The sequence below is a fragment of the Oceaniferula flava genome (assembly GCF_016811075.1).
GTDB lineage: Bacteria > Verrucomicrobiota > Verrucomicrobiia > Verrucomicrobiales > Akkermansiaceae > Oceaniferula > Oceaniferula flava.
Genome location: NZ_JAFBGL010000003.1, coordinates 370,742 through 383,259, shown reverse-complemented (window position 1 = coordinate 383,259; position 12,518 = coordinate 370,742). Strand labels below are relative to the sequence as shown.

10 protein-coding genes are annotated in these 12,518 nt (G+C 55.1%); 2 read left to right on the top strand and 8 right to left on the bottom strand.

Features of this window, described 5'->3' with window-relative positions; all coding sequences use genetic code 11:
• Positions 1–27 precede the first annotated feature (27 nt).
• The 3 genes from sucC to JO972_RS06955 all read right to left on the bottom strand — a co-directional run bounded on the left by sucC (position 28) and on the right by JO972_RS06955 (position 3,000).
• A complete protein-coding gene (sucC, locus tag JO972_RS06965; protein ID WP_309489297.1) occupies positions 28–1,212 on the bottom strand; it encodes an ADP-forming succinate--CoA ligase subunit beta in 1,185 nt (394 codons plus the stop codon).
• A 141-nt stretch (positions 1,213–1,353) separates the two neighbouring features.
• Positions 1,354–2,061, bottom strand: coding sequence for a DUF4956 domain-containing protein (locus tag JO972_RS06960; RefSeq protein WP_309489296.1), 708 nt, complete (start codon positions 2,059–2,061; stop codon positions 1,354–1,356).
• Between the two features lie 84 nt (positions 2,062–2,145).
• Positions 2,146–3,000, bottom strand: coding sequence for a VTC domain-containing protein (locus JO972_RS06955; RefSeq protein ID WP_309489295.1), 855 nt, complete (start codon positions 2,998–3,000; stop codon positions 2,146–2,148).
• 255 nt (positions 3,001–3,255) lie between these two features.
• Between JO972_RS06955 and JO972_RS06950 the strand changes: the two genes are divergently transcribed.
• Positions 3,256–6,156, top strand: coding sequence for a M16 family metallopeptidase (locus JO972_RS06950; protein ID WP_309489294.1), 2,901 nt, complete (start codon positions 3,256–3,258; stop codon positions 6,154–6,156).
• Positions 6,157–6,232: 76 nt separating this feature from the next.
• On the opposite strand, the gene JO972_RS06945 is transcribed toward JO972_RS06950, so the two are convergent.
• Genes JO972_RS06945 through JO972_RS06935 form a run of 3 tightly spaced genes read right to left on the bottom strand, consistent with a single transcriptional unit; the run spans position 6,233 to position 10,316 of the window.
• Positions 6,233–7,207 carry an ornithine cyclodeaminase family protein gene (locus JO972_RS06945; RefSeq protein ID WP_309489293.1) on the bottom strand — a complete coding sequence of 325 codons (975 nt, stop codon included), beginning with the start codon at positions 7,205–7,207 and terminating at the stop codon, positions 6,233–6,235.
• Positions 7,208–7,255: 48 nt separating this feature from the next.
• Positions 7,256–8,569: a type II secretion system F family protein gene (locus JO972_RS06940; RefSeq protein ID WP_309489292.1), complete on the bottom strand. Its 1,314-nt coding sequence runs from the start codon at positions 8,567–8,569 to the stop codon at positions 7,256–7,258.
• Between the two features lie 31 nt (positions 8,570–8,600).
• Positions 8,601–10,316, bottom strand: a complete 1,716-nt coding sequence (locus JO972_RS06935) for a GspE/PulE family protein (protein WP_309489291.1) — start codon at positions 10,314–10,316, stop codon at positions 8,601–8,603.
• Between the two features lie 207 nt (positions 10,317–10,523).
• Here JO972_RS06935 and JO972_RS06930 point away from each other — a divergent pair, with 207 nt between their 5' ends.
• Complete coding sequence (locus tag JO972_RS06930; protein ID WP_309489290.1) at positions 10,524–11,168, top strand: CHAP domain-containing protein; 645 nt, start codon at positions 10,524–10,526, stop codon at positions 11,166–11,168.
• A gap of 39 nt (positions 11,169–11,207) precedes the next feature.
• Here JO972_RS06930 and JO972_RS06925 read toward each other — a convergent pair whose 3' ends face one another.
• Both JO972_RS06925 and folE2 read right to left on the bottom strand, forming a co-directional pair.
• Positions 11,208–11,627, bottom strand: coding sequence for a hypothetical protein (locus JO972_RS06925; protein ID WP_309489289.1), 420 nt, complete (start codon positions 11,625–11,627; stop codon positions 11,208–11,210).
• A gap of 53 nt (positions 11,628–11,680) precedes the next feature.
• The gene (folE2, locus tag JO972_RS06920) at positions 11,681–12,466 is read right to left on the bottom strand and encodes a GTP cyclohydrolase FolE2 (RefSeq protein WP_309489288.1); all 786 of its coding nucleotides are present in this window, start codon (positions 12,464–12,466) and stop codon (positions 11,681–11,683) included.
• Positions 12,467–12,518 lie beyond the last annotated feature (52 nt).

Genomic DNA, 12,518 nt, shown 5'->3' with positions numbered 1-12,518 from the left:
GATAATTTAAGATTTGAGATTGAACAATTACGCGCTGACGGCGGCGACGGCTTTTTCCGCAGCGTCGTTCAGGCTTTCGGCGGTGATGACATCGAGATCAGAGTTCGCGATCAGCTCGCGACCTTTGTCAACGTTGGTGCCCTCGAGGCGAACGATCAGCGGGATGCTGAGGCCGGTCTCTTTGGCTGCAGCCAGGATGCCCTCAGCAATGATGTCACACTGCATGATGCCACCGAAGATGTTGACCAGGATGCCTTTGACGTTCGGGTCGCCAAGGATGATTTTGAAAGCAGCGGATACCTGCTCTTTGGTTGCGCCACCTCCTACATCGAGGAAGTTGGCCGGATCACCACCGCAGTGCTTGATGATGTCCATGGTGGCCATGGCGAGGCCGGCTCCATTCACCAGGCAGGCAATGTTGCCATCGAGACCGATGTAGTTCAGATCAAACTTGGATGCCTCCACTTCGCGAGGGTCTTCCTCGTCGGTGTCGCGGTAGGCGACGATATCCGGATGGCGGTAGAGAGCATTGTCGTCGAAACCAAACTTGGCATCGAGAGCGAGCACCTGACCGTCAGGAGTGACCACCAGTGGGTTGATTTCCACCATCGAGCAGTCGCTCTTGAGGAAGAGGGTGTAAAGATTGGCAAGCAGCTTGCCGAATTGCTTCGCCTGGTCGCCGGAGAGCTCAAGCGCCTTGGCCAGCTTGCGCACCTCGTAACCTTGAAGACCTGCAAGTGGGTGGATGAACTCACGGACAATCTTGTCTGGAGTGTTCTCCGCCACTTCCTCGATGTCCATACCACCTTCGGTGCTGGCAACGATCACTGGACGGCAGGTTTCGCGGTCCATCAGGATCGCGAGGTAAAGCTCACGTTCGATATCGACCGCCTCGGCAATCATCACCTTGCTGACGAGTTTTCCTTCCTCGCCGGTCTGCTTGGTGACCAGTGTCTGGCCGATCATTTTCTCAGCGAACTCAGCCGCTTGATCGGGGCTTTCGATGAGGTGAACCCCACCTTGGAAGCCATTTTTAAAAGTTCCTTTACCGCGGCCGCCGGCGTGAACCTGGGCTTTGATAACTAGATTGCCATTACCGAGGGACTGAGCCGCGGCTTTAGCTTCTTCAGCTGTTGAGGCGACCTGTCCGTTAGGACTGGCTACACCGTATTTTTCAAACAACTCCTTCGCCTGATACTCGTGAATATTCATGGACATTTGAGCGCCTTTATATGACGCGAACGCTCGGAAGCTAGGGAGAGGACCTATCGCGGTCAAGGTGAATCCCCACTCGCAAAACCCCAGCATTGACCCGATGCGGACTGACAGCCGAGGATCAGGCATATCCCCCCACTACACACCAAGATCATTGCCTCGGATCCTCGAGAGCAGCACCCGGTTGTTGCCACTGGCGACCTGCATTTTCTCCATAAAATCGGCCACACTCCCTGATTCCTTCAGCGTGATGTCATAGCGCAGCTCGGTCATCATTCCCGCTTGGACAGACTCCACACTGCGCAGCTCTGACGCCTCGGTGAACAGGGCAAAGATCGGATCAAAGGCCTCGTCGTAGTTGATGTCATTGGTCACTCTGACCCGTAGGCTGTGACTGACTCGGCGGGGAGCAAACAGATCCCCCTGAGCCATGGCGAAGATCGCCCCCGCCACAATACACAACACCACCACGGCCAACCACAGCTGCCCCAGCGGCAAAGCCCCCACCGACAGGCCGATGGCCATGGAGACGAAAATAAAGGCAAGATCCCGTGCCTGGGTCAGGTTGCGCCGGAAACGAATAATCGAGAAGGCGGCAAACATACCAAAGGCAATCTGCCCCCCACCCTCGCCGCGTACGATGAGAATGATGACAGTGACCACCGTGCCGATGATCACCAAGGTGTGCACGTAGTCCTGAGAGTAGGAATTTCCGCGATACGTCGCCTTGTAGAGGATCGCTACTAACAAGTTCAGGATCAGGCTAACAATCACTGCGACAACAATTTCAACAGCGCCAGGAGAGCTACCGCCGGCAGCGAAGAGTGAATCTAAAAATGCAAACATAGGGGTCAGGTATCGATGGATAAAGTGGGTAAGGTCTAGGGGCCAAGCGGAAAAAAATGTCGCTAGGTATGGAGAATCAAGCAATCAGGTGGTTCTGGCTGTGCGGGTGGTTATGGCTACGGGTAAAACCCCATCGCGCTCACCAACGTCCTCCTGTTTCAAAAACGGCACTGTGTTAGGCCCGTAGATCGCAGCTCGCACCACCGGGTCATAGCGCTCCACCGCAGTGCAGAATTTACTGAACCCCTGTCGCACCAAATGTTTATCCCCCACCAAATCACGCAGCCAACTCGGCACCACGGTGTTGGTTTTCACCTCCATCACACAGAGATCCCTGTCGAGCAGGTAGTGTTCGAAACGTTGGTCGTCAGCGCGTAGGTCGAGCTGCTCAAATCGACACGCAATGCCGGTGTCAAAGGTGATCCGGAGATCCGGTGCATCATCGGCGCCTACGTAGGCCTGCCGGTCGTATCTCAGGGTGCAGAGAAATTTAAATTCACGCTGCTCCACCAAGCTGAGCACTTCGGCGAGCAGCATCCGCTCTTCACGCGACATGTTTTCCCGCTTGATCTCACGACCATCGACCCGCCCTTCCGCCAGATCGAGTGCCTGCTGCATCGGCATCCGCCGCCGGCGTTTCACGCCACGACCATCGCACTTGTGTTTCACCTCGATAAATGTCGTCGGTGGAATGTCGCTTTGATCGGAGCCGTAGACACGAATTCTCAGCTTGCGCCGACTTTGCTGGCCGCGCTGTTTTTCCCAGTAACAATCACGGAATGCGTTGTCGTAGTATTGACTGATGATCGGATACTGCGCCACGCCTCCGGCTTCTTGATCGTAGGCTGCATGTTTTTCCACTTCAGTCACCAGCGCGTCCTTCGTTGTCAATGGAATGACAAACTTGGACTCGGTGCGGTCTACACGAGGAAATATCATGGGCTGATTTGCGAGCAAAAGCGTGATCAAATCGTCACGGAGAACCTCATGACAATCATCACCCAATGGCTTTGGTTATAGGATTCAACTACCATCGCCTGAAGATGACTCAGAGATCAATGAGAAAAGTGAAAGCTGACACTGAGCCTCCCCCTCCCGCCCCTATGGACTGAAGCTGCTTGAAAATCACCGCTGAGCTGCAAATTGGCAGACAATGGGCTTGGTTCAGATCGCTCAGCCTTCACAATAGCCATCATGAAACTTACCAAGCCCCACCTCTTGCTAGCACTTACCTTGGGGGTAAGTGCGCTGAGCTCATTCCCGGTTTCCGCCAAGGAGACGCCAAGCATCGCTGCTCAAGCCGTCGACGCCCGCCCTTGGGCACATGACAGCAGCGACATCGCCTCCGACCCGAAAGTGGTCTACGGCACACTTCCCAACGGCATGCGCTACGTGCTCCTGCCCAACGATCAACCTCCGGGCCGAGTGAGCATGCGACTGCACATTGCCGCTGGCTCCCTGATGGAACGCGAGGACCAACGTGGTGTCGCCCATTTCCTCGAGCACATGGTCTTCAATGGCTCGAAGAACTTCCCAGACTCCAGCCAACTCATCCCCAAGATGCAGCGTTTGGGAATCGCCTTCGGCGCCCATGCCAATGCCTACACCTCCTTCGATGAGACGGTGTATATGCTTGATCTTCCTAACAACAAAGAAGACACCTTGAAGTTAGGTTTCGATGTCATGCGTGACTTTGGCGACGGTGCCTTTCTCCGTGATGAAGAAATCGACAAGGAACGTGGCGTCATCCTATCGGAAAAAACCTCACGGGACTCCGTGCAAATGCGCCTGATGGAGCAGCAGTTCCAAGCCCTGCTGCCAGACGCATTGATCTCCAAGCGGTTTCCCATTGGCACCGAGGAAATTATCAAATCGGCCCCGCGCAGTGCCTTCACCGACTTTTACAACGAGTATTACATCCCCAGTAAAATGACCTTCGTCTACGTTGGTGACTTTGACGCCAAGGAAGCGGAGAAGCGTATTCGCGCCACCTTCGGATCGATGAAGAACCCCGCCAAAGCGGGAGCGGATCCCCAGCTCGGCAAGATCTCATCCGGCAAAGGGTTTCAAACCTTGGTGGTGGCCGACAAAGAAGTGGCCAGCACCGATCTCACCCTGATGGTGATGACACCGCATGAGAAGAGCGCCGACACCAAGGCCAACCGTGCGAAGAAGCTGCCGCTCTCGATTGCCAACTCCATCCTTGGACGTCGCTTTTCCATTCTCTCGAAGAAAGAAAATGCCGCCATTTCAGGAGGAGAAGCCTACCGCTATGACCTCTTTGAGTTCACCGACATCACCGGTGTCTCGGTGGTGGCTAACAACCACGACTGGAAGGCTGCGCTCCCAGTGTTAGAGCAAGAACTGCGCCGCGCGGTGCAGCATGGCTTCACCGAAAGTGAGCTTAACGAAGTCAAAGCGAACCTAGTCAATGCCTACCAGCGCGCCGTCAAATCCGCGCCGAGCCGCCAAACCAACACCCTAGCCAGCGCACTCGCCAAACACATTCACAGCGATGCCGTGTTCTCCACCCCGGCAGACGACCTCGCCATTCTCAAAGAGAACTTGGAAAAGATCACCGTCGAGAGCTGCCACGAGGCACTGGTAAAGCTCTGGGTCACCGAGAACATCACCCTGGTGCTAACCACCACGCAGGCCGATGCGGAGGCTGACGCCACCTTGAAAAAACTCTATCAGCAAAGCACCGCCAAGGAGGTGACCGCTCCGGAGAAGACCGAGAGCGCCAAGTTCGCCTACACCGATTTCGGTCAGGCCGGCACCATCGCCAAGCAAACCCAGGTCAAGGAACACGACTTCACCCAAGTCTCCTTCCACAACGGCTGTCACTGCAACATCAAGAAAACCGATTTTGAAAAAAATAGCGTCAGCGTGACCACCCGTGTGGGCGCCGGCAAGCTGACCATGCCCAAGGACAAACCAGGTTTGGACATGTTTGCCTCCGCCACCTTCACCGCCGGAGGCCTCGGCCAGCACAGCAGCGATGAGCTTCGCACCATCCTCGCCGGGCGCAATGCACGTGTCCGCTTCGAGGTGCAGGAAGACGCCTTTGCGCTCGCCGGCAACACCACCCCGGAGGACCTCGAGCTGCAGCTGCAAATGATCTGCGCCTACCTAACCGATCCGGGTTTCCGCCCCGAGGCGGCCCGATTGTTCAAGGCGCAACTGCCCAGTATCTACTCCAAACTCAAACACAGCTCCGCAGGCCCTCAAACCGAGCTTCAAGCGGACCTCCGGGGCAACGACCCGCGCTTTGTCTTCCCGGAAGAAAGTCAGGTCAGAGCATTCACCGTGGAGGATCTGAAGAAGTGGCTGCTGCCCGCCTTTGAAAAAGGTTATCTGGAAATCTCCATCATCGGTGACCTCGAGCCTGAAAAGGTCATCCCCATCCTCGCTCGCACTATTGGCACACTGCCAGAACGCGCCTTGACCAAGCCAGCCTACAAGGCCGAGCGAATTCTGCAAAACCTTCCCAAGACACCCGGACTGAGACGCTACACCTTCGATAGTCGGGTCGCCCCCGGCACCGCCATGGTGGTCTGGAAAGGCCCTGGATTGAGCGACAAAACCATCAAGGAAACACGCCGCCTCGGAGTGCTGAGCTCGATCTTGTCCAACCGCATGCGTGAGAAAATCCGCGAGGAACTGGGCGAAGCCTACAGCCCCTACGCCGGCTTCCAGCCCAGCGATGTCTTTGTCGATCTCGGCTACCTTCTCGCCGTCAGCCCCGGCAAGGCGGAGCAGGCCGAACGCGTTGGCAAGCTGATCGTCGACATTGGCCACAACCTCGCCAGCGGAAACATCACCGAGGACGAACTCAACCGGGCCTTGGCTCCCAAACTCAGCGAGTTAAAAACCAGCCTGCGCGAAAACGACTACTGGCTAAGCACCGTGATGAGTCAGTCTCAAGAGCAACCTTACCGTCTGAATTGGGCGAGCGAGCGCGACGCCGATTACCAGTCGATCACCCTGAACGAGATGAATGCCTTGGCGCAAAAATACCTAAACTCAGGCAATGCCATCCGCATTGAGATCATGCCAGTGGCCGAAGTCGCCCCCCTGCCCGAGGCTCCTTAAGCGAACGTTTCGATTCGATCTCCCCCACGGTCGGGCCTCAGGGCTCGACCGTGTTTTTTGGGTGGAGCTTCGTCGCTTACAGCTCCGCCTGGGCGCCCAAACCATGCTCTTCGGCATAACGGTAGATTTCAGCCGAACAAATAAGATCCTGCGCCGCATTGCCCACGGATTTGAACACCGTGGGTCGATCCCTTTCCCCGGTCGATTGATCGCCAAGGATGATCTCGCCAATTTCCAGAGGATGATAGTCGTCACCGATCAGCCCCTGATCACGCATCAGACAGATCTCACCGGCCTCTTTGAGGCAGGCGGCGCGTTGATCGACCACCACATCGGAGCGCAGTAGCGTCTCTGCAGATACCTCCGTGCGCTCCGCCCCGAGGGAACCGATGGCATTGATATGCACGCTGTCTGAGATTTCATCGTCGGAAAAAACGGCGGTCGGACTGGTGGTGGCTGCCGTAATCACGTGACAGTCTTTGAGCACCGCGCGGTCCGGATTAGCCACCAATTCACAGTCCCCCGCGATGTCGGCATTTTCCTCGCAGAACCTCACCGCATTTTCCTGCTTTCTAGAGAAGACGTAAATCTTGGTGAAATCACGCGCGCAAAGCATCGCTTCGAGCTGGTGGCGCGATTGTCCACCGGTGCCGAATAGGGCTCCGATCGTGGCATCGGCAGGAGCCAGAACCTCGGTCGCAATCCCCGTGGCGGCGCCGGTGCGCAACGAGGTCAAATAGCCAGCTTCCAAAATCGCCAAGGGCATCCCGGTTTCCGAGCTATTGACCACGATGATGCCTGGCGTCACGGGCAGCCCCCGATTGACGTTATCGGCAAACACAGAGACCACCTTGACGCAGAAAATCCCCGCTCCAGATGAGTAAGCAGGCTTATAGAGAACAGTGCCTCCCTCGTTCACCAGAGCCGTGCGCAGCGGGCTGTCCACCTTGCCTTCAGTCAGGTCGGCGTATGCCTGGCGCATCAGCTCGATGGCGCGCGGCATCGTTAGACATTTCTCTACCAGGGCTTGATCAATCAGTCTCACATTCATGCCCACGCCATGACACAGAATCAGGCAATGGGCAAGTCGCGACGGGATCTAACGGCCACCCAAATTGTCAATAGTCTGGAAGATCGCGGTGATCATCAGGTAGGCCATGGTGCCGATCAGCAAAGCCATGACAACCAGCACCACTGGCATGATCAACTCCATCACCCGTGAGAGCGATTTGTTGAGCTCGGAATCATAGCGCTCGGCAGCGCGGCGCAGAGACTTGTCCAGCTTACCGGTTTTCTCACCGACCGAGACCATATCGATCAACAAGGGTGGGAAAATCCCCGTGCTGATGAGGGAGCGCGAGAAGGAACGACCGTCCCCCACCATCTCGATCACCCGATCCATGTGACCACGGATATGTAAGTTCTGAGTGGCATCACGTGACAATTCGAGGGAGCGTAAAAGTGGCAGACCATTGCCCACCAGGTTCGCCAAAGTTTCCAGAAATTGGACATAGAACCGGCTCTCGATCACCGCACCTAACAGCGGAAGCTTGAGCTTGGTGCGATCCCACGTCAGTCGGTTTGATTCAGCATCTTTCCAAGCCTTGAAGATCAGTGCGCCGCCGACCAAGGTGAGCAGCATGACCAGCCACCATTGCTGGAAAAAGTTACTGGTGTTAATGAGGATCTTTGCGCCCAGGGGAATCTTACCACCCGGGGTGCTGGAAATCAGATCGGTCAGCTGCGGGATTAACTTGGTGACAAAGATCACCCCGACACCGATGCCGGCCAGCACTAGGAAGGCCGGGTAAATGAGAGCGAGGGTCACCTTACTCTGAAGCTCTTGCAAAGTCTTCAGATAGTGCGCCTGACGTTTGAGAATGGTATCCAACGCACCGGAAGCCTCACCAGCAGCAGCGAGGCTGCAGTAGAGAGGCCCGAAGCTATCGCTCACCTTGCGTAGCGCGAGAGAAAAGCTGCTACCGTCACGCACCAGCTGACGAATATCACGAGAAACATCCTTGAGTGAGCCTAGCTCCTCACGGTTTTCCATCGATTTCAGCGCCGGTTCCAGCTGGAGTCCGGCACCTAACATCTCACTGAGCTCCTCGGTAAACATCACCACCTCGGCACGCTTCAGCTTGAGCAGACCATTGGCGTCTCGCGCCGGCCCCTTGCCTTCTTTCTCGGGAGGCTTTTCCCCTTTAACTGGGGGGCTCTCCTTCGTGGCTTTCGACGAGTCGTTTTTCTTTGCCTTCGGCGAAGGTTTAGCGACCGATGAGGCGGATAAATTGACCGGCTGCAAGCCGCGCCGACTTAGCACCTTGATCGCCTCTGTGCGGTCGCCCGCGGTGATTTCTCCTGTGGAAACAGCGCCATCCTTTGCGAGCGCCTTGTATGTGAAAACTGCCATGCTTGATTGAGGTGAACTCTCGTGCTGATGATTATACGATGTCGGAGCTGGTGACGGAAATCACCTCTTCCAGAGTGGTTTCGCCTTTCATCACCTTATGCCAGCCATACTCACGCATCGGCACGTAGCCATCTTTGTGCGCTTGCTCGAGCAAGTCTCGGTTATCGGCCCCCTTCACGATGAGGTCTTGCACGGCATCTGTGATTAGAGCGACTTCGTAAATAGCGAGACGTCCCTTGAAGCCGGTGTTTCGGCACTTGTCGCAGCCTACAGAATCGTAGCACTGACCGACGATTTCGTCAGGGATTTCCAGCTCTCTGCGCTGCAGTTCAGTCAGCTCGTGGGGCACTTTACAGCTTGGGCAGAGACGACGCACCAGGCGCTGCGCCAGGAAGGCCCGCACCGAGGCGGAAACCAGGAAAGGCTCCACGCCCATATCGGTCAGACGACTAATTCCGCCCAAAGCATCATTGGTGTGCAAGGTGCTGAACACCAAGTGACCAGTGAGCGAGGCACGGATGGCAATTTCTGCCGTCTCCAGATCTCGAATCTCACCAATCATGACGATATTGGGGTCGGCACGGAGGATCGATCGCAGGCCGCTGGCAAAGGTCAGACCAATATCTGATTTAACTGCAATTTGCATCACGCCGGGGAGCTTGTTCTCCACCGGATCCTCAATGGTCACAATCCGAGTATCCGGAGAGTTCACTTCACTGAGGAAGGAATAAAGACTGGTCGATTTACCCGAACCTGTGGGTCCGGTAATGAGGATAATTCCATTGGAAAGCTTGATCAGCTGCTCGATGCGGTCCTGAACAAACTTCTCCATCCCCAAGCGGGCAATGGTGAATTTTTCTTGGTTCAACAAACGCAAACTGACGCTCTCACCTTCGACGGTGGGCACGGTAGCGACACGAACATCAATCGTGGAACCCTCGAACTGCAGGTTGATCCGACCATCCTGCGGCAAGCGGCGCTCCGCGATATCGAGGTGCGACATAATTTTCAGACGGGCGATCACCGAGCTCTGAAGAGCCTTGATGTTATCAGGCACGGTGACATCCACCAGCAAGCCATCGATCCGGTAGCGGATCCGTAGATTATCATGCAGCGGTTCCACGTGAATATCAGTCGCGCTCTGCTGCAGAGCTTCGCGGATGATTTGGTTTACAAATTTCACCACGCTGGCCTCCTCGTCCTCATCGGCGTCGATGACGTTGGCTTCGTCGGAGGTTTCCAGATTGTCGTAGTCGAGATCGCGGCCTTCGAGAATCTGCTCGAAGGTATCGGCCCCCACCCCATAAAGTTTTCTCACCGACTCGTGAATCCGGCGACGCGAGGCCATTTTCCAGATGATGGGAATCTGAATTTGCTGCGTGGCTGCCTGACGTGCCACCAAGTTCAGAGGATCGTAAGTTAATAAAACGATGCTCTGAGCCGCGCCCTCGTGATCACCATCGGACTCCAAGGCCATCGGTAGCAGGCGGTGCGCCAGAGCCACCTTCGGGCCACAAGCTTGGCGCAGTGGCTCCACTTCGGTGAACTCGGGTATTTCAGACACCCATTCCATGCCTGTTTTTTCAGCAAGATTTCGCAGGTAGGGCTCCTCATCCACAGCACCAGAATCCAGCACATCATCGATGGGTGATCGTTGTTGCTCGGCGGCATTCTGGACCACATCAGCCAGAGCTTCCAAGTCCTCACATCCGCTCTCGCGGGCTGGTGCAATAAGTAGGTCAGTCATGTTGGGTAGTCACTATTCACTTTAACGTCGTAAACGCAATACTCTGTCTATAAAACCCAATCTTCCGTGAAGTTGCGCAGATAATTGAGAAGTTTTCAATTTGCCCAACTATCGAGGAACTATAATCAGCCCCCCTGAACAGGTGGAAGTGTCATAAATTTCTAACATCGTTCTTGAAAACCTAACCTAACATAATAAAATGAAGGTGTGTTTCGTCAGACGCTCATCTTAATTGCCATATTAACGGTCCCTTTTCTGTGGGTTCCGTTTATGATTGATTACGATCGACTTGAGCTCAATATCGGCGCAATTGGAACCCCAAACAAGGCTAGGTCCGATGTGAAGGAAGAGCTTCGCGTGCTCGACACTGAACAAGGCATCCCAATCTATGCTCCGGTGGCTCAAAGCTGCGGAACCAAGGATGAGCACCGAGCTGAAGACGGCTACTTATTTGGCAACAAATGGATCAGCACCGAATTCGTCAGGCGCTATTATTACCAAGTTCACAACTTCAAAATGCCTGACGACTTGGCCTCGGCCAAATCTTTCTTTGACCCCGCTATCCAACAAGGAGCCATCAACCCCAAACCTGGTTTGATTCAATTCCAGAACGGACTCGACGAAATCCCCATGGCTGGCGACCTTATGGTATTCCTCGAGGGCGAATGTGGCCATATAGGAGTAGTGACCGAAGTCAGTGAAAACTGCGTCGTCATTGCGCAACAGAACGCCGAGGAAGAAAAAACTCGCGAAACCTTGAAACTCCATCATACAGACGATGGATGGAAAGTTGAAGGCTCTCGCAGCCCTGCAGCATGGTTGCGCCTGCCACAAACAGACACCGCTTTGTAGAGCACGCCGCCGAGCCAGCACTTGAGCTCAAGACTTAGCTCAAGCCTCAATTTCCTCACCGCCAACGTAGAAGCCAATTTTACGCTTCGGCTTTTCCTCCACAATCTTACGGGTGTAACAGAGCACCTGAAAACTCGACTGGTGGCTGATGAACATGCAGGAAGAACCATTCAGGCTGCCCTCGACTACCACGCTAGAGTGACCATCCTCCCCCAAGGTATGCACCTCCACGGCATCGCCATTACTCATCAGGGCAAATATCGCCGGCTCCTCCCCTTCAGCCAAACCTTCACGCCACTTGGTCACACGATGTGCCAGACGGCGGATGAATTCTCCGGAGGATTCGAAGCGATGTTTATTTTCGTTCGGCATCTGGGCTAGGAGTTCGCGCAAGTTGGGCATGCCAGTCACGCCTGGCAGGGTGAGATAGGGTCGGCGGAGGGTATTATCGTCTGACATGGAGATTGGGCTAAGGAGTAAAAAGATGGAATACTTGGATCGCTAAGACGCCGTTAGCTCATGGATTTCTCCACCACTGCGTAGGCGTTGTGATTGTGGATCGATTCGTGATTCTCAGCCTCCACACGATACCAGATGATGTTGTCCTGGGCATTGGAACGGGCTGCGATGTTTCTAACCAAGTCCTCCACGAACACTGGGTTATCGTAAGCGGTTTCAGTCACTGCTTTTTCATCCGGACGCTTGAGCAAGCTGTAAAGCTCACAGCTGGCAGAAGTTTCCACCAGATCAATCAGGTCTTCAATCCAGATCGCCTCCTTGAAACGCACGGAATAGGTGACGGTCCCCCGCTGGTTGTGCGCACCTCGCTCACTGATCGCTTTCGAACAAGGACAGAGAGTCGCCACATTCACCAATACGGTGAGAATAAAGTCGGTATTGCCGTCGACATCGGCTTCCGATTCGAAAACCACCTCGTAGTCCATCACACCCGGCATCTTGGTCACAGGCGCCTCCTTGGTTCGGAAAAAGGGAAAACGAAACTCCACGTGAGCCTTACGCGCCTCCAATCGCTCGAGGAGCTCATTGGGAATCGCATTCATCTCCCGCACATCGAGGCAGTTGCCATGAGAGTTCAGCACCTCGACAAAGCGGCTCATGTGCGTGCCCTTGAAGTGATGTGGCAGATCCACGGCGAGGGCGGTGGTGGCCACGGTGCGCTGGGTGCTGCCGTCTTTGTTACGCACTTGCAGGGGGAAGCGCAGAGCCTTGACCCCTACGCGGTCGATCGCAATATTTCGATCGTCGAATTCGTTTTGAGTATCCTTGAGTTCCTTCATGATGGACCAGTGAAAATTTGAGAACAAAAAAGCCTGCCCGGTATCATCGGAC

Excerpts from the sequence above, each read along its gene's own strand:
- JO972_RS06925 (WP_309489289.1), bottom strand. The coding sequence starts at position 11,627 with ATGTCAGACGATAATACCCTCCGCCGACCCTATCTCACCCTGCCAGGC.
- JO972_RS06950 (WP_309489294.1), top strand. The coding sequence starts at position 3,256 with ATGAAACTTACCAAGCCCCACCTCTTGCTAGCACTTACCTTGGGGGTA.
- JO972_RS06940 (WP_309489292.1), bottom strand. The coding sequence starts at position 8,569 with ATGGCAGTTTTCACATACAAGGCGCTCGCAAAGGATGGCGCTGTTTCC.
- folE2 (WP_309489288.1), bottom strand. The coding sequence starts at position 12,466 with ATGAAGGAACTCAAGGATACTCAAAACGAATTCGACGATCGAAATATT.
- JO972_RS06935 (WP_309489291.1), bottom strand. The coding sequence starts at position 10,316 with ATGACTGACCTACTTATTGCACCAGCCCGCGAGAGCGGATGTGAGGAC.
- JO972_RS06955 (WP_309489295.1), bottom strand. The coding sequence starts at position 3,000 with ATGATATTTCCTCGTGTAGACCGCACCGAGTCCAAGTTTGTCATTCCA.
- JO972_RS06945 (WP_309489293.1), bottom strand. The coding sequence starts at position 7,207 with ATGAATGTGAGACTGATTGATCAAGCCCTGGTAGAGAAATGTCTAACG.
- sucC (WP_309489297.1), bottom strand. The coding sequence starts at position 1,212 with ATGAATATTCACGAGTATCAGGCGAAGGAGTTGTTTGAAAAATACGGT.
- JO972_RS06960 (WP_309489296.1), bottom strand. The coding sequence starts at position 2,061 with ATGTTTGCATTTTTAGATTCACTCTTCGCTGCCGGCGGTAGCTCTCCT.